The organism is Eleftheria terrae (assembly GCF_030419005.1).
GTDB classification, from domain to species: Bacteria; Pseudomonadota; Gammaproteobacteria; order Burkholderiales; family Burkholderiaceae_C; genus Caldimonas; species Caldimonas terrae.
On the sequence record NZ_CP106951.1, the window covers coordinates 136,179 to 157,938 of the forward strand.

Genomic DNA, 21,760 nt, shown 5'->3' on the forward strand with positions numbered 1-21,760 from the left:
ATGACACCCCAATGCATTCAGGCTGTCAACACCGCAGCTGGGCGGACGCTCACCGCGGCGCAGATCAAGGCCATCGATGACCGCATCAGCGCGACGATGCGCCGGCTGGCCCGGCAGGACCCGGTGCGCTGGCGCGCCATGCCGCAGGACCAGCGGGTGATGCAGGCGGCGCTGCAGGCGCAGAACGACATCCAGGCAGAGGCGGCGCGCAAGGTCACCAACGCCCAGAAGCAGGCCCTGGCCACGGTAGCGACCGAGCAGCGCATCCAGACCCAGGCGGCCGAGTACGGCTCGGGCCGCAGTGTGGCGCTGGTGCACGAGATGAACACCACCGGCCACTACATAGAGGGCATCAAGCGCGAGGCAATGACGGGGATGATCGACGCCATCGAGGCGGCCAGCAGCCGGCAGGGTGCCGGCGCCGGGCGGCGGGCGCTGATGTTCCTGTTCGACGCCGACAACCCGGCCATGACCCGGGACATGGTGACCGAAATCTTCGGCGGCGCCGCGGGCACGACCGGCAACACCCTGGCCAAGGCCGGGGCCAAGGCCTGGCTCGACACCATCGAAAGCCTTCGGCAGCGCTTCAACGCGGCAGGCGGCGACATCCGGCAGCTCGACTACGGCTATCTGCCGCAGCCGCACGACACCACGCGCGTCCGCGACGCCGGCCCGGCAGCGTGGGCGCAGAAGCTGCTGCCCAAGCTCGACCGCAGTCGGTACCTGCGCGAGGACGGCAGCCTCATGAACGACGCCGAGGTGCTGCAGTTCCTGGAGGCGGCGCACGAGACCATCGCCACAGACGGCCTCAACAAGACGGCGCCGGGTGCGTTCAAGGGCTCCGGCGCCCGCGCCAACCGCGGCAGCGACAGCCGACAGATCCACTTCAAGGACGGGCAGGCCTACCTCGACTACATGAGCGAGTTCGGCGGCGGCAGCATGTACGACGCCATGCTCGGCCACATCGGCGGCCTGTCGCGCGACATCGGCCTCGTCGAGCGCTACGGGCCGAACCCGGCACACCAGATGCGCGTGCAGTTCGACATCGCCGAAAGAGCCGATGGCACGCTACGCCGCGTGTTCGGGAACAAGCCGCCGGCCTACTGGGACATCCTCAGCGGCACGACCGGCAGCCCGGTGTCTGCCCGGCTGGCGCAGATCGCCCAGGACACGCGCAACATCCAGACGTTCGGCAAGCTGGCCGGCGCGGTCCTGCAAAGTGTCACTGACATCAAGGACTTCTTCGTCACCACGGGGTACAACAAACTCAGCTACTGGGACGCTATCCGCAACGTCGGAAAGATGGCCACCGACAGCAGCGCCCGCGACTTCCTGGCCATGCACGGCGTGATGGCCGACTCCATGCTCAGCGACCTGAACCGCTGGGCCGGCGACAACATCCGCAACAACTGGTCCGGCCGGCTGGCGAACAGCACCATGAAGCTGTCGCTGATGAACGCTTGGACGGATACGCTGCGCCGCGGCTTCTCCATGACGATGATGGGCGGCCTGGCCAAGATGGCGAACAAGCGATGGGCGGATCTCACCGAATGGGACCGGTCGCACCTGCAGCGCAAGGGGCTGACGGAGGCTGATTGGGATGTCGTCACGCAAGCGCAGCTCACCACGTTTCAGGGTCAACGGTTCCTGACGCCGGAGGCCATCCGCTCCACCGGCGACCCGCGCGCCGGCGAGGTGGTGGCGAAGGTGCTGGGTCTGATCACCGATGAAAGCGAGTACGCCGTGATGAACCCCGATCTCGCCACCAAGGCGGTGCAGACCTGGGGCGGTAAGCAGGCCGGCACCATCAACGGCGAGCTTGCTCGTGGAGTGATGCAGTTCAAGAGCTTCCCCATTGCCATGATCTCTCGCCACTGGCGGCGCATGCTTGAAGGCGATCGGGATCTGGAGGGAGCGCCTTTGGTGGCGAACCGTCTCGCATACGCTGCCTCGTCCATTGTCAGCATGACCATCCTGGGCGCCATCGCGTTTCAGACCAAGCAGCTTGTACAAGGCAAAGACCCGGCCGAAATGGACTCACCGAAATTCTGGGCCAAGGCCATGGCCTCCGGTGGTGGTCTGTCTTTCGTCGGAGACATGCTGCTCGCCGATACCACAGAGGACCGCGGGCAGCTGGACACCTTAGGGAAGATGCTGCTGGGACCAACCTTCACCAGCACCGCTGATCTGTGGGAGCTGACCAAGGGCAACGCGGACGAGGCGGCTGCCGGCAAAGACACCCACATCGGCGCGGAGGCTCTACGGTTTGCACGGGGCCATCTGCCATACCTGAATCTCTGGTACGCGAAGGGAGCGCTGGACCACATGGGCCTCCACGCCTTGCAGGAGAACCTGTCGCCAGGGTACCTTCAGCGCATGCGAGACAAGGCTGAGAAGGATTGGGGGCAAGGCTTCTGGTGGGAGCCGGGCAGCGGCGGCCCCGACCGGGCGCCGGACTTCGCCAACGCACTGGGGGAATGACATGCGACAGGACCAATTCGACGCGCTGCAGGAGCGAGCGGAACAGCTGATCGACCTCTTCATCGAGGAGTCCGACCCGCAAGCGTGGCCCGGCGCCGGCCTGCAGCCGGCCAAGATGGACAAGCAGACACGCGGAGACCGCTACTGGTGCAAGAAGGATGCTGTCGCCACGCTGGCCTGCGCGCAGCGCATCGTCGCGCTTGTCGACCAGGTGCGCCAGAAGACCGCAGGCGGCGATGACAGCCCGGCAGCTGTGAGCGATGGCGAGGACGAACTGGACAAGGAAGTGGCGGAAGCCGAGGCCCAGGCCCAAGCGCTGATGGACAAGGTGGCCCGCGAGGCGCGCAAGCGCGAATTCGACCGGCGCGTGCATGGCAAGCCGTGAGATCTCGTTCGCCGCCTTCTACCTGCTGTGGGGCAAGCACCGGCAGTGGAAAGTGCCGGCGGTGCACGTCCGGGTGTGCCACTGGATGGAGCACCGCGGCGACCTAGCCGTGCTGCGGGCGCACCGCGGGTTCTCGAAGTCGACCATCCTGGCCGTCTACAACGCCTGGCGCTACTACCGCGACCCGACCTATCGCATTCTCCATCAGTCGGAAGCAGACCGCACCGCCTACAAGACGAGCCGCGACACCCAGAACGTCCTCCGCAATCACCCGCTCACGCGCGGCATGTTTCGAGAGGGCGGTGTGCAGGAATGGTGGGTCGAGGGCGCAGACGACGCCCGGAACGCCAGCATGTTTGCCTGCGGCATCCTATCGAACGTCACGAGCGCCCGATGCGACGAGGCACAGAACGACGACGTCGAGGTGCCCCGAAACATCCAGACGCCGGAGGCCCGGGAGAAGCTGCGGTACCGGTTGGGCGAGCAGACCCACATCATGGTGCCCGGCGGGCGTCAGCTGTTCATCGGCACTCCGCACACGCACGACAGCCTCTACGACGAGAAGGAGCGCCAGGGCGCCGATTGCCTGACGGTCCGGATGTTCGAGCATGAGCACCGGATCGAGGACGCGAAGCTGGAGGCGTACCAGCTGCCCTTCGTGCCTGAGTTCGTCTTCGCCGGCATCGGAGCCAAGGCCAGGCTGCTGAAGCGCGGCAAGGACTATCGCCTCGATCGCGGCAGCATTGTCTTCGCCGCACCTCCAGGCGGGCTGGTCGACTGCTACGCCGGAGTTGCCTGGCCGGAGCGATTCGACGGGGCCGAGCTGGAGAAGCGCCGGCGCAGTACCCGCACCATCAATGAATGGGACTCGCAGTACCAGCTGCACAGCAAGCCCATCCACGAGGTGCGGCTCGACCCCGACCGAATGAAGCTCTACGACGTGGAGCCCGTCTTCCGGTCCAGCAACGGCCAGCACACCATGTGGCTCGGCCGCACCAACATCGTCAGCTGCTCGATGCGCTGGGACCCGTCTGGCGGCAAGCTGCACAGCGACGTATCGGCCCTGTGCTTGGTGCTGCAGGACGACGCCGGCCGCATGTACTGGCATCGCGCCGTGGCGCTGGAGGGGGAGATCGCCACCTTCGACGACCGCGGCAAGATCATCGGCGGTCAGGTCTGGCAAATCTGCGACGTGGTGGAGCAGCTGCAGGTGCCGCGCGTGACGGTCGAAACCAACGGCGTCGGCACTCATTCGCCCGGACTGCTTAAAGCAGCACTCAAGGCTCGCAAGCTGCAGTGCGGCGTGAAGGACCTGCACACCACCGGCAACAAAAACCTGCGCATCCTCAGCGCCTTCGAGCCCCCGCTGTCGGGCGGCTACTTGTGGGCGCACGTCAGCGTCTACGACCAGGTGGCCGAGAAGATGCGCGACTGGAACCCCGCCGTCACCGAGCAGCCGGACGACGAACTCGACGCAGCCGCTGCGGCCATGAGCGACGAGCCGGTGCGCATCGGCCGCATGGTCGGGAATCCGACCCCCACCCCCCTCGACGATTGGCGTCCAAGCGCAGGGGTCCACGAGGTGGAGCTGGCCGACGCCGAATGACGGCTGTCCCTGCGCATTGCGCGAGGACAGCATGCCCGTACCCCAAGAGACTCCCTACATTGAGCACGTCGGTAACGGCGTCACCGTGACGTTCGCCTATCCGTTCACGCTCCTGCGTCTCGCGGACTTGGTAGTGAAGGTGGGAGGCGTCACCCAGACCACGGGCTACATCGTCTCCGGCAGCACTGTGGGCGGCAGCGTGATCTTCAACGTGCCGCCGGCCGCCGGCATCCGTGTTGAGCTGCTGCGCGAGATCGCACTCGAACGGAAGGACGACTACCAGGAAAACGGCGACTTCCTGGCCAACACGGTGGATATGGACTTCGACCGCATCTGGCAGGCGCTGCAGGGGCACCTGCTGCGACTCGGTGGAGCGTTGAGGGCGCCATACCCGGAGCAGATCCAGATTCTTCCGGCCGCAGAGGCGCGCGCCGAGCACCTGCTGATGTTCGGCGAGGACGGAGAGCCGACAGCGACGCCTTTCACAGTCAGCCAGGTAGCCTCGGCGGTTGCTGCTTCCTACAACGGCGCCCCCTCTGCGGATGCCATCTCGTTCTTCCAGCTCGCATCGGGTGCTGTGGTGCGCTCGATTCAGTCGAAGTTGCGAGAGACGACCTCGGCGCTTGACTTCGGCGTCGATACCACCGGAGCCACTACCGCCGACGCAGCGCTGCTTTCCTGGGCCGCTGCCGCCACATCGGAGGGGGTGATCGGTCCGGGCTACTACCGCCTGGTCTCCGGCAACATTCCGATCGCTGCCGGCGCGCGCATCACCATCGCACCGGGCGCAGTCTTCGATCTGAGCGGAGCACCGGCCGGCACGGCGCTATTCAGCATCGCGGGTTCGGCCGGCTCGTTCGTGAACCTCACAGCCGACGCCGCGAAGAACGCGACCAGCGTGTCCATCGCAGCGGGTGCTGAGGCCGGGTTCGCGGCCGGTGACCTCGTGCAGGTCGTGTCGGAGAGCGTCTACGACGCCGGCTGGTCGAATGCGAAGTTTGGCGAGCACCGCGAGGTCCTGTCGGTTGCCTCAGGCGTTGTGACGTTCACCGGCCCGCTACGCGGCGGCCCCTACACCACAGCGGCTTCCGCGAAGATCCGCAAGATCACCCCGGTTCGCAACGTGTCGATCGACTTCGGCGGTGCGTACCTGATCGGCTCCGACAACCCCGCCGTAGGTCACCGCCCGATCCGTCTCGATAGGGTGATGAACTGCGATGTGCGCGGCCTGCGGGCCCGCCACTGCGCCGACTCGGCCATCGAGATTCGCAACAGCATCAATGTGCGCGTGCGAGATGTCGACGTCTCCGACTGTCTCAACGCCAGTTCGGGCTATGGGCTGAACGTCGTGGGATGCTGCGAGGACATCCTGCTTGACGGCGGCGTCTTCCGGCGCTGCCGGCATGCTGCTACCACCTCTACCCCGAGCGGGGACTACGGGATCATCCGTGGCCTCACTCGGCAGAACTCGGTCAGCTACGACACGGTGAACTCGGGTGACGCCTGGGACACGCACGCCAATGTCGAAGACCTGACCGATATCAACCTGCGGTCCTACAACTCGAGCTCGGCCGGCTTCAACTACGAGTGCAGCTCGTTCCAGGCCATCGGGTGCAAGAGCTACAAGTCGGCTTCCTCTGGGTTCCGTGTATCGCTTGGCTCCACGGTAGAGAAGTCGCGCGCGAAGCTGGTCAGCTGCGAGAGCGACCAGGCCAGCATCGGTTTCGATCTCCGGCCGGCCACGGCGCTAAACAGCACCGAGAGCGAGTTCGCGCACGTCACGGACTGCGTAGCTCGCAATGCCTCATCGTCCGGGCTCATCTGCGGCAATAGCACCCTGGGCGCTACCGCCTTCACGACCAAGGGGCTGCGAATCAGTGGTGGCCACTACGACGGGAACAGCGCCTCTGGCTCGATCATGATCCAGTACGACACCCCAGACGTAGATATCGAAGGGGTGTTGGCGTTCGTGCGGTCGGTTTCCGGTAGTGGCATCCAGTGCCGGTGCGATCGGCCATCGGTCAGCAAAGCGCGGGTGCGTTGGCTTGTCTCCGGCGCGAACGGCACCAGCAGCTCGGCCGCGGTTCGATTCACCGATTGCAGCTCTCCCTTCGTCGACGGGCTGCATGTTGATGCTCCTTTGGCTACCTCGGGTGCGAGGGCTGTGCGGGCCACTGGCACGACAAGTGGCGTTCGCGCTCGGGGAACCGTCGCACCGGCGCTGGCCACGATCTACGACCTTTCTGCTGCGGCCGGATCTATCGTGGACGACGACTGGGCCGGCAACGTCACTATTGCTGCCGGCGTAGTCGCGGTACCGCATGGGGGTATCCGCATGCTGACGGTCGACACCGAGGCGTCAGCCGCAACCGATGACCTGGACACGATCAACGGCGGCGTGCCCGGGCAGCTCATTGCCGTGAAGACGTTCACCTCTACCCGGGATGTGGTGCTGAAGGACGGTACCGGGAACATGCAGCTCGGCGCGGACATCACGATCGGCGACAACACGGATAGCGTCACGCTGGTGTGGACTGGTACCTACTGGCTGCGGGCCGGCGGCTTCTCCGACAACTAAAGGACCGCCATGGCCGAAGTCACCACCACCATTGCTACCGGGGTCGCAGCCGCGGCCAGCACGACCGCGGTAGCGGCTGGCCGCCCGCCCGAGGAGGTCATCCTCTGGGCGTTCCTCGGCTCGCTCGTCGCCGTCTGGCTGGACGGTCGACGGGACGAGCCGCTTTCCTTCCGCTGGGGATTCAACGTCCTGGGCCTGGTCCTGGTCAGCGTGCTGTCCGGGATCGTCGGCAGCGCCGTCCTGCTGTCCCTGGCCCCGGAGTTCTCGCTGACCGCGCCGCTCGCCAAGATCGAGCGGTGGGGCCTGGCCTTCGTCATCGCGGCGCTGATCCACCGGGTCGGGCCGCTCGCCTTCGGTGTGCTGCGCGGGAGGATTACGAAAGTAGGGGGCAGCGATGCTGCAAATCCTTGAAGACTCGGTTCTGCTTTTCAGCTCGATCATCGTCCTCCTCGCCGCCCTCCGCATCCTCTCGGCGGCCCGCCTCGGCGAGATATCTGTGCGGGTGCTGGTCGCCCTCGGTGTGGGGGTGGCGGCCGCCGGCTCCATCGCCATGGTTTGGAGCCAGGACACCGAACCGCCGGCCGCCCACGTCCTGATGATGCTGGCCTCTGCCGCCTGGGTGCTGCAAGCGGTCTGGCGCAATCGCAACAAGCCTCAGACACCCATGCGGCGCGAGACCGACTGGGGCGAGCTCGACACCCTGCCGGAGGTTCCCAAGTGAAGGAAGTGATTCAGGACGTCATCGAGACGGCCATTGATCCCGCGCTGGCGCTGCTGCCCGATGCTATGGACTCCAACCAGGCCCGGGTGATGCTGGTGGCCGTCGGCCTGCAGGAATCACGGCTACGGTACCGGCGGCAGAACGGCGGCGGGCCGGCACGTGGGCTGTGGCAGTTCGAGCGCGGCACGCTGGAGAGCCAGGGCGGGGTGTGGGGCGTCTACCTGCACCGAGCCAGCCGTTTCTGGCTGAACGAGCTGTGCAAGGCGCGGCGCGTCGACTTTGACCCGGACTTCATCTACGACTCGCTGGAGGACGATGACGTGCTCGCCGCCGGCGTGGCCCGCCTGCTGCTCTTCACCGACCCGCACCCGCTGCCAGCCGTGACCGACGAGCTTGGAGCCTGGGATCTCTACGCCAAACGCACGTGGCGCCCGGGCAAGCCGCACCGCTCGACCTGGGCCGGCTTCCACCGGGCGGCCCGCGAGGCGGTGCTGGGATGATCCTGCCGGCCTGGCTGTCGCCCCGCGTGCTCGGCGCTGCCGCGGTGCTGGCCGGGCTGGCGCTGTCGCATGGCTGGGCCTACCGCGCCGGGGGCCGGGCGGTGCAGGACAAGTGGGATGCGGCAGTCGTCGAGGCCGATCGCCTGGCCAATGAGCGGCGCGCCGAGGATCAGCGGCTGGCGGCCCGCGCCGCTGCCGCCCACCAGGAAGCAGCGGCCGCCATTCAGGCCGAGCTGGCCAAGACACAGGAGGCCCTTGATGCAGCCCTCAACGAACCCGTGCCCAGCTGCCCGCGCTCTGCCGGCGATGCTGTTGTCCCTGCTGCTGTGTGGCTGCGCCTCCAGGCCATCGACGACGCTGGCCCGGCCAGCACCGCCCGAGCAAAGCCTGCTCGCTGAATGCCCGGCGCCGCCGCGGCTGCCAGCCAAGGCGACCACGCTACGCCAGGCGCTGCCCCTTCTCGAGCAACGGGCGGCGCTGGCCGCCGAATGCCGGGCCCGGCACCGCGCGCTGGCGGACTGGGCCCGCGGCGTCACGCAGCCTTGACCTTCCGGCGCACAGCGGCGAGCAGGCCCAGCCCGGCCAGCATTAGCGCGTAGGTCTCAGGCTCCGGCACCGCCGGCAGTATGGGCAGGCCGTGGAATCCGATGCGGAAGGCCATCCGCTCGTCGGCCGCGGGCACCATGCAGTCGAAGCTGCCGCAGTTCGGCGTGCCGGGCACCATGCCGCGCCCCGGGGTCCCAGTGATCGTGCCCGTCAGGCGCAGCGTCTTCGGTGCACCGGTCAGCTGGAAGACGCCGCCGGCCGTCACATCGATCTTCGTTCCGGTCGTGGTGTCCTCAAGGAACAGGCTGCCGGTGATGGAGCCGTTCGAGAAACGGATCGGCATGGCCGATGGGATGATGTTCCACCAGGGCTCGATCAGCACCGAAGCGAACCCCTTATCCATCGACAAGACGCTCTCGAACTTCGAGTTGAAGTCAGTGGAGTAGGCGAAGAAGCCGATCGGCGCCGCGAAGGCCCGGCTTTCCCGGTAGCTGCCGTCCGGAGCATAGACGCGCCACGGGCCGGAGTGAGCTCCCCATTCGGGGTTGTAGTTGTAGATGCTCTCGTCCGACGTGGTGGTGCCGGTCATACGGCCAACGGCCTCGCCGAGACCGAAGTCGGCCACCGCGGTGCTGCTGTGGTTGAGGACGCCGGCCTGCGCCGGCAGGGCCAGCACGAGGGCCAGCCCGAGGGTGTAACGCATGTGGACTCCTGAGGTTGCGCCCGGAATCGGGCGGCCGTCAGGGTAGGTCGGCGGCGGTGATCCCGTCTCCCCCATTTAGGGGGATCAGCGGTGCAGGTCTCTGGCTCTGAGTTGGGTGTAGCGCATCAGTTGTTTCGGATCTTTGTGGCCGGTGATGAGCATCATCTCGGCGAGCGAGTATTTCTTGCTCTCGACGAGACGGCTGATTGCTTCGTGCCGCAGGTCATACAGCTGCAGGTCATCGATTCCCAGGGCTGCGCAAGCTCGCGGGAAGATGCTGCTCCAGCTCTTACCGTTCACCGGGAAGATGCGCGGGCCGATCCGCGGCTGCCTCATGATGATGTCGAAGCACCGGCCAAGCAGGGGCACCGTCTGGTGGTTGCCGATTTTCTTCCGAGGGTCCTTGCGGTCACGGATGATGATGGTCCTGTCGGCCTCGTTCAGGTCCGACCACAGCAGCCGCGTGATCTCGGAGGGCGGCCGGAAGCAGCTGTCCAGGATGAAATCCATCAGATCGGGCGTCAGGCTCTTGGAGTGCAGCAGGAACCAGCCGCGCAGCTTCTCGATTTCCTCGGCGGTGGGGCGCCGGTCGCGCTCGTTGGAGCGGTTCACCTGGCCCATGTACTTCAGGATCTCGCGGGCATCGTCGATCACCGAGGGCTGAACAGGGAAGCGCCACAGCGCTTTCGCGACCTTGAACACACCCTTCAGGTAGGTGAGGTCGATGGCCGCTGTCACGCCGGAAACCCGGCGCTCCTCGGTGACGTACTGCACCACGCGTTCGGCGGTCAGCGTGCCGGCCTCGACGTTCTGCAGGTGCAGCTTCAGCTTCTTCAGCACGTCCGCCTTGTTCTTGCCGAACGGCTTCGCTTCGCCGACCTCCGTGGTGTACCGGTCGATGAGCTGGCCCACGGTGAGGCCTTTGCCCGTGACATTGAGCCCGGCCCGGCCGTGGTCGATCTCGCTCTCGATTTTGCGGGCCCACTTCTCGGCGAGAATCTTTGTGTCGAACGTCTTGGTTTGCGGCGGGAAGCCTTTGCGGCGCACCTGCGCACGCCACTTCTCTCCAACCCTGATGATGGAAGCCATTTCGTAGCACTCTCCGTAGCACCGCGGGAGTGTAAACGCATGGTTTGCCCTGCAAATGAGTGGACAAACGTGCTACGGCACTGCTACGCAACCTGGCGCCAGCCTTGAGAAATCAAGCGCTGGCAACCCTTGGCGGCTTTCCATTGCCCCGATGATGGACTGGACGGACCGCCATTGCCGGTACTTCCATCGCCTGCTCACTCGCCACACCCTGCTCTACACCGAGATGGTGACCACCGGTGCGCTGCTGCATGGCGACGTGCCGCGCCATCTCGATTTCAACGAGCAGGAGCATCCGGTAGCGCTGCAACTGGGAGGCAGCGAGCCGGCCGATCTGGCGGCTTGCGCGAAGCTGGCCGAGCAGTGGGGCTATGACGAGGTCAACCTCAACTGCGGCTGCCCCAGCGAGCGGGTGCAGCGGGGCGCCTTCGGCGCCTGCCTGATGGCTGAGCCGCAATTGGTGGCCGACTGCGTGAAGGCCATGCGCAATGCGGTGGACCTGCCGGTCACGGTCAAGCACCGCATCGGCATCGACAAGGTCGAAAGCTATGAGTTCGTGCGCGATTTCGTGGGCACCATCGCGGCCGCCGGCTGCCAGGTCTTCATCGTGCATGCCCGCAATGCCTGGCTGAAGGGCCTCAGCCCGAAGGAAAACCGCGAGGTGCCGCCGCTGCGCTACGAGCTGGTGCACCGGCTCAAGCGCGAATTCCCCAGCCTGACCATCGCCCTCAACGGCGGCATCACCACCACCGCACAGGTGCTGGAGCAACTGCAGTCAGTGGATGGCGTGATGGTGGGCCGCGAGGCTTACCACAACCCCTACCTGATGGCCGGCTGGGATGCCGAGGTCTTTGGCGACGCAGACAAGCCCGCCTGTGAGCGCGAAGCGGTCGAGGCCGAGATGGTGCGCTACTGCGAGCGCCAGGCCGCCCAGGGGGTGCCGTGGGCGCACGTGATGCGCCATGTGCTCGGGCTCTACAACGGCCTGCCGGGCGCGCGCCGCTGGCGCCAGGTGTGGTCAGACCACCGGCTCAAGGGCCTGCCCCCGGCGGAGGTCAGCCGGCGCGCGCTGGCCGCGCGGCTGGGACGCGAAGCCGCAGCGATCGCCGCCTGAAGGCTGCGGGCCGGCGGACTCGCCGCGCCAGCTACGGGCCCGTCATGCCAGGCGCGGCCACCGTCGCCTCGATGGCGGCCCCGCCGAAGCGATGCCGCACCGGCGGAGCGAGCGGCTCACGGCGCTACCGACAAGGGTGCGGGATGGCCCAGGGCCTCCCACACATAGGAGCTCAAGGTCACGGGCCGCAGGCCATCCAGGCGCTTGCCCTGGGAGCAGAAGCCGCGGCGGGTGGCGGTGCACATCTCCGCCTTGATGCGTGCCTCGTTGGGCCACGGCCAGAGCGGCGTGTTCGTCGGCTCGCGGTAGCCAGGCTCACCATGCCGGGCAGCGTCGCGGCCATAGCGATGGAGCAGGGTGGCGCCAAGATCGTGGCCGCCCTGGCCGGCAGCCGCCAAGGGGGAGCCGTCCTCCACGCGGGTGGGGTACTTCAGTGAGCCGTCGTGCAGTGGATCACCGCCCCTCAGGGGCGCGGGGGTCGTCTGGTTGAAGCTGCCTTCGCTCCACTGGCCGGAGATGTTCACATGGCTGGCCGCGAAGGCGGAGTTCAGCCCGTAGCGGCCGCTGCCGGCCACCACCACATTGCGCAGCACGCCGCCGCTGCCGGCCAGGGCCGGCCCCACCCGCAGGGCGTCGCCGGCCCGGGTATGGGCCACCAGGTGCTCCAGCAGGAAGTCGTTGCCCGCGCGGTCGAAGTTGAAGCCGCCGGCGGCCGCATCCCAGGCCACCGCATTCGACACGGTGAGCGTCGGGCTGACGGTGGTACCGGCGTCGGGTTCCATGTAGTAGCCGATGTCCGGCGCATGCAGCGACAGCGTGCCAAGCCATTCATTGCGGCCGAAGCGATACAGCCCGCCGGTGTGCGAGGCGATCGCGAAGTCGGCATACGGTGCATCGCCCGGAAGCAGGACACGATCGAGCACGAGCACGTTCTGCACCGAGACGTCCTGCGAGTCATAGACGGTGAAACCGACATTGGGATTGCCGGAGCCCGCGCACGCCGCGGTGCCGCAGCCGTCCCCGCGCACCACCATGCGGCGCCAGACATTGCGATGGCTGCGGTAATTCATCGCGATGGCCCGCTCGCCCGCAGCCCAGACCCAGACGTCCTCGACCAGGTTGTCGGTGTTGCCCGCATCGTGGTCGTTGGTGCCGATGCCGAAGGCGCCGTGGAAGCCCGTGTCCTTGATGGTCACGAAGCTGCTGTTGTAGAGCTGGCCACCGCCCTCGAAGGTCAGCCCGCGCAGGTGGATGTGACTGTCCTTGCGGAAGGAGCGACCGATGAACAGCGGCCCCTCGATGGTCACCTTGCCGGGATGCAGCGCGTGCACATAGGTCGGGCTTGCCGAGGTGCCGGAAGGCGGCTGCGCCGAGTGGCTGCCGTTGTCCCAGTGCAGGGTGCCGGTGCCGGCAGCGGCCGAATAGCGGCCGTCCAGCAGCACCAGTTCGCCGCCCGCCGGCATGCGCGCAAACACCGTCGCGAAGCTCCTGCAGGCAGTGTCGGCGCTGCGGCAGCTGGCCCGGTCATCGCCGGAGGGCGACAGGTAGAAGGCCGCAGGGCCGGCCGGCAGGGTGGATGGCGCACCGCCATCGCCCGGCCCCGGGGATGACGGCGGGGTACCGCCTCCGGCCGAAGGGTCACCAATGCCGCCGCTGGAGGAGGGCGAGCCACCCCCGCCACCGCAGGCAGCCAGGGCTGCACACAGCAGCAGCGTCAGTGCACCCGCGATGGGGCGGCCGGCCGGACGCATCGGCCCGGCGGTTGGCAGGATGAGGAACATGGCACTCCGACCGTCGTTGGATCTTGTCGCGGCGGAGCTTACCGGAGTTGGCATATTGGCTGTGGCAGGGACAAGGCCGGGCCACCGGAATGCGGGGGACGGGCGTGGCCCCTCACTCGCGGGTGCGCGCTGGCGCCGGCTGGCCATCGCCGGCCGGTCGACCTGCGGGTGGCGGCTATTGCGGCGGCGCCGGCGAGCCGCGCGCCACGCTGGCCGGCCGCATGTCGCTCCAGTGCCGCTCGACATACCTCAGGCAATCCTGTCGCGTGCCCGGACCGTGCACGGCACGCCAACCGGCCGGCAGGCCGGCATAGCCCGGCCACAGCGAATGCTGGTTGTCACGGTTGACCAGTACCAGGAAGCTGGCCTGGTCGTCATGGCTGTCGAAGGCGTGGCTCATGAAGGGCTCCGTTGCGGGGGCAGGTGGTTCGCATGCGAGTGCATCGGCCGGCATGGCCGGGACGGAGCAGGAGCTGCCGTACCGCGATGGACCGGGCGCGCGACAGTACGGAGGGTGGCAGCAAGATGGATCTTGTGTACTGCGAAAATTGTCAGTTCATTTGTGAAGCAAGTGGCGAGCGCCTGCACCACCTGCCGGGGCGGTGGATGGCGGCCTGCCGGAGCTGGCGGGGTGTGGGGCCGGTACAGGAGGTTGCAAGCAGCGCCGGAAGACCGCATGCGGCGACACCTCGATGATCTAGCATCACGGCTCCAGCCCGATGGAGACACGAAGATGCACAACAAGCTGCCGGCGGACCGGAGAGCCGCCGTTGACGTCCCCCTTGCCACCCCGGCAACACGGCGCACCGCGAGCCGGTGGCTGCGTGCGGCCTGGCTGGGCCTGCTGGCCGGCGGCGCGTGCCTGGCCGGCAGCCCGGCACAGGCGGCCTGCCGTGCCGGGGAGCCCAGCTTCTTCCGTGACGAAGGCCTGACGATGAAGGTCACCACCAAGCTGCAGTTCACCAAGGCGCTGATGCGCGAGAAGATCCACGTCAAGGTGACCGGTGGGGTGGCCACGCTGTCGGGCGGCATCTCGTCGGCGGAGCAGATCGAGACGGCGGTGAGGGTGGCTCGCCAGGTGGAAGGCATCCACTGTGTCAACAACTTCATGAAGGTGGGCCCGTCCGAAACGGACGGCGCCCGCGGGGTGCAGCCGTAGCCCACGGCCTGCTGTTCTCGGGAACGGCCGGTGCGGGGCGCCGGCACAGTGAGCGGGGCATGCCTCTTCCTTCGGCCAGCCCGCTTGCCGGCCGCCCTCGACGTTGCAAGACGCGGCGGCGTGGTTCCTTCACCCCCGGCAATGCCCAGGAGCTCCAGCGCCTGGGCTGGAGGGCGGCGCCGGATGGGTGCCTCGGCCCCTGCGGCCCGGCCCCCGCTTGGGGCAGGCGCGCAGCCGGCGCCTGCCTGCGAACGAACCGGCGGGTACCGGCGCGCGCCCCGGAGGCCGAGGGCCGGGTGCTCCCGACGCTAGGCCGCCAGGATGGGGTAGAGCGAGGCCACCAGCAGGCCGGCCGCGATGAAGTTGAAGACGCGCACCGAGCGCGCGTCCTGCAGCACACGGCGCATCGCGACGCCGAAGGCGGCCCAGGCCCCGACGCAGGGCGCGTTCACCACGCCGAAGACCAGGGCGAGGAGCAGCGCGTCGTGGGCCTGGAACGAATGAGGCAGGTACGTCGTCACGGCCCCGACCGCCATCACCCACGCCTTTGGGTTGACCCACTGGAAGGCCGCCGCGGCGAGGAAGCTCATCGGTTTCGCCCCCGCCGCCGGTGATTGCGACCCCATGGGCGCCGACTTCGCCAGCTGCCATGCCAGCCACAGCAGGTAGGCCGCGCCGGCGTACTTGAGCACCGCCTGCAATGCAGGCAGCTGGACGAAGACCGCATGCAGCCCGAGGCCGATGGACAGCACCATGAGGGTGAAGCCGATGCTGATGCCGGCCAGGTGCGGCAGCGAGCGGACGAAGCCATGGTTGAGGCCCGAGGCCAGCATCATGGTGTTGTTGGGCCCCGGCGTGACGGAGCCGATGGCGGCAAAGGCGCAAAAGGCCAGCAATTGATCGAAGGACATCGGCAGAAGGACGGATGGAAGCGGCGCAGCGCCATCACCGTCGCCCCATGCGCGAGAGGCTGCTTGCCGCCAGGTCTGCAGCGTAGCGGCAAGGCCAAGCGCGGGCCCAGCACATCGCGGCACTGACAACGCGACGCTGTACTGGCGTGGCGACGGATACAGAGAGGGCGCCGCTGACCGGTACGGCGGCGCCGTGCGCGTCCGCAACGCCGCTGCACCAAGGGCCAGTGTCGCGCTGCTCAGCCGCTGCGCGCCTTGTGGCCGGGCCAGGTGGCCAGCACCAGGCCCAGCAGCGCCAGGGTGAAGGCACCCAGGTGGATGGCGCCGAAGGCCTCGCCGAGGAACAGCACGCCCACCGCTGCCGCGCTGATGGGCAGCATCACGGTGAACACGCCGGCCGACGCGGCCGGCACCTGCTTGAGCCCGCTCATCCACAGCCAGACGGTGACCATGCTGGCGGCGATCGAATAGAACAGCAGCAGGCCCCAATCGCGCGCTGCGACGCTGGCGAAATCGAAGCGCCAGGCGAGGTAGAGACCAAAGGGCGTCACCAGCGCCCAGCCCCACAGGTTGACCAGGGCACTGATGCGCTTGGCGGACAGGGTGCCCGTCAGCTTCTTGCCGATGACCACATAGGTGGCTTCGCACCAGACGGAGATGAACAGCAGCAGGTCGCCAAGCAGTGCCGGGCCCTGGCCGGATGCGTCGGCCGGCCCGGCATTCCAGGTCTTGGCCACCGCCAGCAGTGCAATGCCGCCGACCGCGCAGCCAATGGCGAGCTGCACTCGGCCGCTGATGCGCTCCTTCAGCAACAGCCATGACAGGATGGCCACCACCGCGGGGATGGCCGCCATGATGACCCCGGCTGCCAGGGCCGAGGTGAGGGACACGCCGAACAGCATGCAGACCGAGAACAGGAAATTGCCGAAGAACGATTCCCAGAACAACAGCCAGCGGTCACGCGGCGACAGCGGCGCCTCGCCGGGCTGCCGGCGCAGCCAGCCCACCATCGCCACCGCGCCAATGCCAAAGCGCAGCCAGGCCAGCAGCATCACGGGGAACACCAGCACCAGCACCTTGGACAAGGCCACATAGCTGCCGACCAGGACCATGCTGGTGGCCAGGGCGGTGTAGGCAAGGATGGGAGGGCGATGGGCGATAGGAGAAAACGTCATGAAGGACCGGAGCAAAGCCTGCAGGGAAGGCGCCGCCGGCAGGCCGGCCGCCAGGCCGGTGCCGCAGCGCGGACCGGGGGCATGATGCCGTAGATGGGCGATCCCCGCAGGACCTTCGTGCACCCGCCCCGGCCTTTGCCGCGCCCGTCAGCCTGGACGCGGCGCGATCGACCTCGACAGCAAGACGGCGTCACTTCAGCCGGCGTCGATGCGCAGCCAGGTGGTCTTCAGCTCAGTGTACTTCTCCAGCGCATGCAGCGACTTGTCGCGGCCGTTGCCTGACTGCTTGTAGCCGCCGAAGGGCACGGTGATGTCGTCCTCGTCGTACTGGTTCACATGCACCGTGCCGGCCCGCAAGGCGCGGGCCACGCGGTGGGCCCGGTCGAGTTGCCCGCTCCAGACGCTGGCCTGCAGGCCATAGCTGGTGTCGTTGGCCAGGCGGATGGCCTCGGCCTCGTCGTTGAAGCGGATCACGCTGAGCACCGGGCCGAAGATCTCCTCGCGTGCAATGCGCATGTCATTGCGCACGGCGTCGAACACCGTCGGCTCGACATAGTAGCCACCGCTGTCGCCACGCGCCTGCTGGCCGCCGGCCAGGCAGCGGGCCCCCTCCTGGTGGCCGGAATCGATGTAGCCGAGCACGGTGCGCAGCTGCGTCTCGTCGACCAGCGCACCCATCTGGGTGGCATCGTCCAGCGGGTCGCCGGGCTGGAAGCGTGGTGCCAGCGCCGTCACCCGCTGCACGAACTCGTCGGCCAGGCCGGCCTGCACCAGCAGGCGCGACGGTGCGTTGCAGGACTCGCCCTGGTTGAAGAACATCGAGCCGGCCGCCGTTGCGGCAGCGCGTTCCAGGTCGCTGCAGTCGGGAAAGACGATGAAGGCCGACTTGCCGCCCAGCTCGTTGTACACCCGCTTGAGGTTGGAGCGGCCGGCGTATTCCAGCATGCGGCGGCCGATGCGCGTCGAGCCGGTGAAGCCGATGGCATCCACGCCGGCGTGCAGGGCGAGCGCTTCACCGGCTTCATGGCCATAGCCTGGCACCACATTGAAGACGCCCGGCGGCAGGCCGGCCTCCAACGCCAGCTCCGCGAGCCGCAACGCGGTCAGCGGCGACTTCTCCGATGGCTTGAGCACCACGCTGTTGCCGGTGGCCAGCGCCGGCCCGAGCTTCCAGGCCGCCATGATCATCGGGTAGTTCCAGGGCACGATGGCGCCCACCACCCCGACCGGCTCGCGCGTGACGAGGGCCAGCGCCTGCGGCCCGGTGGGGGCGATCTCGTCGTAGACCTTGTCGATTGCTTCGGCATACCAGGCGATGCAGTTGGCGGTGGCGGGCACGTCCACCGTGCGGCTGTAGCGGATGGGTTTGCCCATGTCGAGGGTTTCAAGCAGGGCCAGTTCATCGGCGGCGGCCAGCACCCGCTCGGCAAAGCGGCGCAGCACCTTCTTGCGTGCCGAAGGCGGCTGGCGCGCCCAGCGGCCGTCGTCGAAGGCGCGGCGGGCGGCCGCCACGGCCCGGTCGATGTCGGCCTCGCGGCCGCGCGCAATGGCAGTGAGCCGGCGGCCGTCGATGGGCGAGTGCTTGTCGAAGCTGTCGCCGGCGGCGGCCGCCAGGCGCTGGCCGTCGATCAGGGCGCGCCCGTCCGGTTGCAGTGAGCGGGCCCGCTCGTGCCAGTCGATGGGCGGGGAGGTGTCCATGTCGTCGCTCCTTGGCAAGGGCCGGCGCCTCGGGGTGGTCAGAAGCTGACGAGCACCGAGGCACCGAGCAGGTGGTTGGACTTCTTGTACAGGCCGCTATCCTCGTCGAGGAAGACCGGCACGCTGGCGCGGTCCAGCCGGTATTCGGCCCTCAGCGTGGTGTTCAGGTTCAGGAGATAGCTGGTGCCCAGGCTCAGCGCATAGCGGTTGGCCCCCCGCTCCGGGTCGCCATTGGGGGCGGGGCCCACGCCGTTGTGGTCGTCGGCCGTGGAGTAGCCGAGCAAGCCGCCGCCGTGCTTCTTGTTGTTCAGGTAGTCCAGCCGCGCAATGCCCTCCAGGCGCGGGGTGAACTTGTAGGCCGCCAGCGTGGACAGGCCCCACCAGCGCGAGTCTCGCAATGCGCCGCTGTCGGGGTCGGGGGTGATGGCGGCCTTCTTCTGCGTGCCGACCGACACCTGCCCCTGCACGGTCCAGTCGCCCCGGATGAAGTAGGCGTCGAACTCGAACAGGTGCACGGTGGAGTCGGGCTGGCCGACGGGGTTGCCGTCGGCGTCGAGCACGTTCTCGGTGAAATTGGCGGCCTTGCCGTGCACGCCGGCGAAGCCGAAGCCCTGGAACTCGCCGCGTGCATAGTCGATGCGGTAGGCCAGCACCGGTGCCTTGTTGCCGGGGCTGCGGCGGCTGGCGTTCATGTTGGCCAGCATCACCTTGCTCAGCCATTTGCCGCGGGTGAGCTCCATACCGACGCCGGTGTAGGCGGTGGGCAGCGTGAAGTCGAACAGCAGGTTGTGCGTGATGAGCTTGTTCTGGGGGGCGGGCAGGAACTCGTAGCCTGACCAGTCCGGCAACTGGCCGGCAATGACGCGCGTCTGCAGGTCGCTGAGGGGCACGGACACCGAGGCTTCCTGCACGATGGAATTGCCGTTGAACGCCGTGCCGACGCCCCGGTTGGGCGCCAGGGTCAGGCGCCAGCGGGTGTTGCTGTCGGTCTCCTTGATGAGGTCGAGCACCGCGGCGCCGAAATAGGAGTTGTCGTACGCATAGCCGCCGTTGTCTTCATCGTCGATGCGGTTGAGGAACTGGAAGCCCGCCCGGTCGGCCCGGCGGTTGTAGATGTAGGCCGGGTCCATGTAGCCGCTGATCTTCAAGCCCTTGAAGCCGGCGCGCTCCTGGTTGTCCTCCAGCGCCTCGGTCTTGAGGGCGATGCGGTTGAACTCCTGCTGCTGTTCCGCCGTCATGCCGGCAGGGCCGGTCTCAGCGGGCGCCGCCGCCGCGGGAGCGGGGGCCGGCGCGGCCGGCCGGGTGGGGCGGGCCTCCTGCTCCCGGACCTTGCGCTCGAGTTCGTTGACGCGCTCGCGCAGCGCGCGCAGTTCCTTCAGCAGGTCGTCCTGCGTCGTCTGTGCGCCGACCGGGGCGGCCAGTCCGGCGGCCAGCGCGGCGGCCAGCGCGGGGTGCTTCCAGGGTGTCATCGGAATCCTCCTAGGTCTTTGGGCGGAAAGAAGGGCAGGACAGCTCATCCGGAAGCGCGCTGCGCCTGCGAGGCGGCTCGCAGGCGCTCGCGTTCGGCGCGCGCAATCAGGTAGCTCGCACCGGCCACGCCCACCGCCACCACCGACACCAGCACGGTGGCGATCGCATTGACGCTCGGGTCCAGCCCGAGGCGGGCGCGCGAGAAGATGACCAGCGGCAGCGTGGTGGCACCGGGCCCCGAGAGGAAGGCCGAGAGCACGACGTCGTCGAGGGACAGCGTGAAGGTCAACAACCAGGCCGAGGCGAGCGACTGCGCCATCAGCGGCAGCGTCACCAGCAGGAAGACCTGGCCGGGGCGTGCGCCGAGGTCCATCGCGGCTTCCTCGAGCTGCGGGTTCATCTCCTGAAGGCGCGCCTGCACCACCACCGTGGCGTAGGCCATGCCGACCAGGAGGTGGCCCAGCCAGATGGTCAGCAGCCCGCGTTCGGGAAAGCCCAGCACCCGTTGCACCGACACCAGCATGAGCAGCAGCGAGAGGCCGACGATGACTTCCGGCATCACCAGCGGCGCGCTCACCATGCCCGAGAACAGGGTGCGGCCGCGGAAGCGGCGGTATTTCACCAGCGCGAACGCGGCCAGCGTGCCGAGCACCACCGCCCCGCAGGCGGTGAGGAAGGCGATCTGCAGCGACAGCCACAACCCGTTGAGCATCTCCCGGTCATGGCCCAGCGCGGCATACCACTTCAGCGTGAAGCCGCCCCAGCGGGTGGGCACCGGCGAGTCGCTGAAGGAATAGAGCACCAGTGCCACGATGGGCAGGTAGAGGAAGGCGAAGCCGAGCAGCAGCCAGGCCCTGCCAAGCCGGCGGCCGGCCTGCCGGGGCGTGGTGCGGCTCATTGGCCGGCCTCCCGGGACTGTGCCTGGTAGCGGTGGAACAGGGCCAGCGGAACGATGATGAGCAGGATCATCACCACCGCCAGGCCGGAGGCCATCGGCCAGTCGTTGTTGCTGAAGAACTCGTCCCACAGCACGCGGCCGATCATCAGCGTCTGCGGCCCGCCCAGCAGCTCGGGAATGACGAATTCGCCGACGCAGGGGATGAACACCAGCATCGAGCCGGCGATGATGCCGGCCTTGGACAGCGGCACCGTGATGCGCCAGAAGGCCACCCACGGTGTGGCTCCCAGGTCCAGGGCCGCCTCCAGCAGGCGCATGTCCATCTTCGACAGGTGCGCATAGAGCGGCAGGATCATGAAGGGCAGGTAGGTGTAGACCATGCCCACCAGCAGGGAGAAGGGCGTGTTCATCAGCTGAGCGGCGTCGGGCACCAGGCCGGCGCGGGCCAGCAGGCTGTTGATGCCAAGCGCTGCCAGGGCCTGGGTGACCCAGCCGTGCTCGCCCAGCAGCCCCTTCCAGGCATACACCCGCAGCAGGAAAGAAGTCCAGAACGGCAGCATCACCAGCATCAGCAGGGCGGGCTGCACCGTGCTGCGCGCCCGGGCCATGAAGTAGGCGAACGGGTAGCCCAGCAGCAGGCAGCAGGCGGTGGTGATGCCGGCGTACTTGAGGCTGGCCAGGTAGGTCTCGAGGTAGAGCGGGTCCTGCGCGATGTAGCCGAAGTTGGCCCCCGTGACGGTCAGCTGCAGCCGCCCGTCGGCCCAGGTGATCAGGTCCTTGATCACCACGGTGTCCATCTCGGACAGGCTGATCTTCACCAGGATCAGGAAGGGCAGCAGGAAGAACACCAGCAGCCAGCCATAAGGCAGGCCAATCACCGCCAGCCGGCCGCGGCCGGGCCGGGACCTTGGTTTCGCAGGGGACACCGCGACAGGCATCATGCGC

The 21,760-nt window shown here is 67.9% G+C and carries 21 protein-coding genes; 11 read left to right on the top strand and 10 right to left on the bottom strand.

The annotated features are described in order from the left end of the window. Genes N7L95_RS01065 through lysC form a run of 9 tightly spaced genes read left to right on the top strand, consistent with a single transcriptional unit; the run spans position 1 to position 8,817 of the window. Positions 1-2,481: a hypothetical protein gene (locus N7L95_RS01065; protein WP_301257974.1), complete on the top strand. Its 2,481-nt coding sequence runs from the start codon at positions 1-3 to the stop codon at positions 2,479-2,481. A 1-nt stretch (position 2,482) separates the two neighbouring features. After that, the gene (locus N7L95_RS01070) at positions 2,483-2,866 is read left to right on the top strand and encodes a hypothetical protein (RefSeq protein WP_301257975.1); all 384 of its coding nucleotides are present in this window, start codon (positions 2,483-2,485) and stop codon (positions 2,864-2,866) included. Beyond that, complete coding sequence (gene terL, locus N7L95_RS01075; RefSeq protein WP_301257976.1) at positions 2,853-4,472, top strand: phage terminase large subunit; 1,620 nt, start codon at positions 2,853-2,855, stop codon at positions 4,470-4,472. The genes N7L95_RS01070 and terL overlap by 14 nt, the downstream gene beginning before the upstream one ends. Before the next feature lie 31 nt (positions 4,473-4,503). Then, positions 4,504-7,050, top strand: coding sequence for a hypothetical protein (locus tag N7L95_RS01080; protein WP_301257977.1), 2,547 nt, complete (start codon positions 4,504-4,506; stop codon positions 7,048-7,050). A 9-nt stretch (positions 7,051-7,059) separates the two neighbouring features. After that, positions 7,060-7,461, top strand: coding sequence for a hypothetical protein (locus N7L95_RS01085; protein WP_301257978.1), 402 nt, complete (start codon positions 7,060-7,062; stop codon positions 7,459-7,461). Then, positions 7,445-7,771, top strand: coding sequence for a hypothetical protein (locus tag N7L95_RS01090; RefSeq protein ID WP_301257979.1), 327 nt, complete (start codon positions 7,445-7,447; stop codon positions 7,769-7,771). Before N7L95_RS01085 ends, N7L95_RS01090 begins: the two co-directional genes overlap by 17 nt. Next, the gene (locus tag N7L95_RS01095; protein ID WP_301257980.1) at positions 7,768-8,271 is read left to right on the top strand and encodes a hypothetical protein; all 504 of its coding nucleotides are present in this window, start codon (positions 7,768-7,770) and stop codon (positions 8,269-8,271) included. Before N7L95_RS01090 ends, N7L95_RS01095 begins: the two co-directional genes overlap by 4 nt. Further along, entirely contained in the window at positions 8,268-8,669 is a 402-nt protein-coding gene (locus tag N7L95_RS01100) for a hypothetical protein (protein WP_301257981.1), read from the top strand. Before N7L95_RS01095 ends, N7L95_RS01100 begins: the two co-directional genes overlap by 4 nt. Beyond that, on the top strand, positions 8,578-8,817 hold the full coding sequence (gene lysC, locus N7L95_RS29710; RefSeq protein WP_435870047.1) for an Rz1-like lysis system protein LysC: 240 nt from the start codon (positions 8,578-8,580) through the stop codon (positions 8,815-8,817). The genes N7L95_RS01100 and lysC overlap by 92 nt, the downstream gene beginning before the upstream one ends. Here the strand turns inward: lysC and N7L95_RS01105 are convergent. Further along, positions 8,804-9,520, bottom strand: coding sequence for a PEP-CTERM sorting domain-containing protein (locus tag N7L95_RS01105; RefSeq protein ID WP_301257982.1), 717 nt, complete (start codon positions 9,518-9,520; stop codon positions 8,804-8,806). The genes lysC and N7L95_RS01105 overlap by 14 nt on opposite strands. 84 nt (positions 9,521-9,604) lie before the next feature. Next, on the bottom strand, positions 9,605-10,609 hold the full coding sequence (locus N7L95_RS01110; protein ID WP_301257983.1) for a tyrosine-type recombinase/integrase: 1,005 nt from the start codon (positions 10,607-10,609) through the stop codon (positions 9,605-9,607). A 151-nt stretch (positions 10,610-10,760) separates the two neighbouring features. On the opposite strand from N7L95_RS01110, the gene dusA reads away from it, so the two are divergent. Then, positions 10,761-11,723 (top strand): tRNA dihydrouridine(20/20a) synthase DusA, encoded by a 963-nt coding sequence (gene dusA, locus N7L95_RS01115; RefSeq protein WP_301257984.1) that lies wholly within the window; start codon positions 10,761-10,763, stop codon positions 11,721-11,723. A 116-nt stretch (positions 11,724-11,839) separates the two neighbouring features. Here the strand turns inward: dusA and N7L95_RS01120 are convergent, their stop codons facing one another. Then, positions 11,840-13,504: a hypothetical protein gene (locus N7L95_RS01120; RefSeq protein ID WP_301257985.1), complete on the bottom strand. Its 1,665-nt coding sequence runs from the start codon at positions 13,502-13,504 to the stop codon at positions 11,840-11,842. A 175-nt stretch (positions 13,505-13,679) separates the two neighbouring features. Beyond that, the gene (locus N7L95_RS01125; RefSeq protein ID WP_301257986.1) at positions 13,680-13,904 is read right to left on the bottom strand and encodes an MbtH family protein; all 225 of its coding nucleotides are present in this window, start codon (positions 13,902-13,904) and stop codon (positions 13,680-13,682) included. Positions 13,905-14,237: 333 nt separating this feature from the next. On the opposite strand from N7L95_RS01125, the gene N7L95_RS01130 reads away from it, so the two are divergent. After that, positions 14,238-14,663, top strand: coding sequence for a BON domain-containing protein (locus N7L95_RS01130; RefSeq protein WP_301257987.1), 426 nt, complete (start codon positions 14,238-14,240; stop codon positions 14,661-14,663). A gap of 308 nt (positions 14,664-14,971) precedes the next feature. Here the strand turns inward: N7L95_RS01130 and N7L95_RS01135 are convergent, their stop codons facing one another. The 6 genes from N7L95_RS01135 to N7L95_RS01160 all read right to left on the bottom strand — a co-directional run bounded on the left by N7L95_RS01135 (position 14,972) and on the right by N7L95_RS01160 (position 21,753). After that, positions 14,972-15,574, bottom strand: coding sequence for a LysE family translocator (locus N7L95_RS01135; protein ID WP_301257988.1), 603 nt, complete (start codon positions 15,572-15,574; stop codon positions 14,972-14,974). A 239-nt stretch (positions 15,575-15,813) separates the two neighbouring features. Beyond that, a complete protein-coding gene (locus N7L95_RS01140; RefSeq protein ID WP_301257989.1) occupies positions 15,814-16,749 on the bottom strand; it encodes a DMT family transporter in 936 nt (311 codons plus the stop codon). Between the two features lie 195 nt (positions 16,750-16,944). Next, positions 16,945-18,447 carry an aldehyde dehydrogenase gene (locus tag N7L95_RS01145; RefSeq protein ID WP_301257990.1) on the bottom strand — a complete coding sequence of 501 codons (1,503 nt, stop codon included), beginning with the start codon at positions 18,445-18,447 and terminating at the stop codon, positions 16,945-16,947. 38 nt (positions 18,448-18,485) lie between these two features. Further along, positions 18,486-19,916: a DUF3138 family protein gene (locus N7L95_RS01150; RefSeq protein ID WP_301257991.1), complete on the bottom strand. Its 1,431-nt coding sequence runs from the start codon at positions 19,914-19,916 to the stop codon at positions 18,486-18,488. Positions 19,917-19,960: 44 nt separating this feature from the next. Continuing rightward, positions 19,961-20,815, bottom strand: a complete 855-nt coding sequence (locus N7L95_RS01155; protein ID WP_301257992.1) for an ABC transporter permease — start codon at positions 20,813-20,815, stop codon at positions 19,961-19,963. Next, positions 20,812-21,753 (bottom strand): ABC transporter permease subunit, encoded by a 942-nt coding sequence (locus N7L95_RS01160; protein WP_435870114.1) that lies wholly within the window; start codon positions 21,751-21,753, stop codon positions 20,812-20,814. The genes N7L95_RS01155 and N7L95_RS01160 overlap by 4 nt, the downstream gene beginning before the upstream one ends. Positions 21,754-21,760 lie beyond the last annotated feature (7 nt).

Coding starts and splice junctions, on each gene's coding strand:
- N7L95_RS01155 (WP_301257992.1), bottom strand. CDS start 20,815: ATGAGCCGCACCACGCCCCGGCAGGCCGGCCGCCGGCTTGGCAGGGCC.
- N7L95_RS01125 (WP_301257986.1), bottom strand. CDS start 13,904: ATGAGCCACGCCTTCGACAGCCATGACGACCAGGCCAGCTTCCTGGTA.
- terL (WP_301257976.1), top strand. CDS start 2,853: ATGGCAAGCCGTGAGATCTCGTTCGCCGCCTTCTACCTGCTGTGGGGC.
- N7L95_RS01110 (WP_301257983.1), bottom strand. CDS start 10,609: ATGGCTTCCATCATCAGGGTTGGAGAGAAGTGGCGTGCGCAGGTGCGC.
- N7L95_RS01070 (WP_301257975.1), top strand. CDS start 2,483: ATGCGACAGGACCAATTCGACGCGCTGCAGGAGCGAGCGGAACAGCTG.
- N7L95_RS01065 (WP_301257974.1), top strand. CDS start 1: ATGACACCCCAATGCATTCAGGCTGTCAACACCGCAGCTGGGCGGACG.
- N7L95_RS01080 (WP_301257977.1), top strand. CDS start 4,504: ATGCCCGTACCCCAAGAGACTCCCTACATTGAGCACGTCGGTAACGGC.
- N7L95_RS01145 (WP_301257990.1), bottom strand. CDS start 18,447: ATGGACACCTCCCCGCCCATCGACTGGCACGAGCGGGCCCGCTCACTG.
- N7L95_RS01090 (WP_301257979.1), top strand. CDS start 7,445: ATGCTGCAAATCCTTGAAGACTCGGTTCTGCTTTTCAGCTCGATCATC.
- N7L95_RS01150 (WP_301257991.1), bottom strand. CDS start 19,916: ATGACACCCTGGAAGCACCCCGCGCTGGCCGCCGCGCTGGCCGCCGGA.
- N7L95_RS01100 (WP_301257981.1), top strand. CDS start 8,268: ATGATCCTGCCGGCCTGGCTGTCGCCCCGCGTGCTCGGCGCTGCCGCG.
- N7L95_RS01085 (WP_301257978.1), top strand. CDS start 7,060: ATGGCCGAAGTCACCACCACCATTGCTACCGGGGTCGCAGCCGCGGCC.
- dusA (WP_301257984.1), top strand. CDS start 10,761: ATGATGGACTGGACGGACCGCCATTGCCGGTACTTCCATCGCCTGCTC.
- N7L95_RS01135 (WP_301257988.1), bottom strand. CDS start 15,574: ATGTCCTTCGATCAATTGCTGGCCTTTTGCGCCTTTGCCGCCATCGGC.
- N7L95_RS01120 (WP_301257985.1), bottom strand. CDS start 13,504: ATGTTCCTCATCCTGCCAACCGCCGGGCCGATGCGTCCGGCCGGCCGC.
- N7L95_RS01160 (WP_435870114.1), bottom strand. CDS start 21,753: ATGCCTGTCGCGGTGTCCCCTGCGAAACCAAGGTCCCGGCCCGGCCGC.
- lysC (WP_435870047.1), top strand. CDS start 8,578: ATGCTGTTGTCCCTGCTGCTGTGTGGCTGCGCCTCCAGGCCATCGACG.
- N7L95_RS01140 (WP_301257989.1), bottom strand. CDS start 16,749: ATGACGTTTTCTCCTATCGCCCATCGCCCTCCCATCCTTGCCTACACC.
- N7L95_RS01105 (WP_301257982.1), bottom strand. CDS start 9,520: ATGCGTTACACCCTCGGGCTGGCCCTCGTGCTGGCCCTGCCGGCGCAG.
- N7L95_RS01130 (WP_301257987.1), top strand. CDS start 14,238: ATGCACAACAAGCTGCCGGCGGACCGGAGAGCCGCCGTTGACGTCCCC.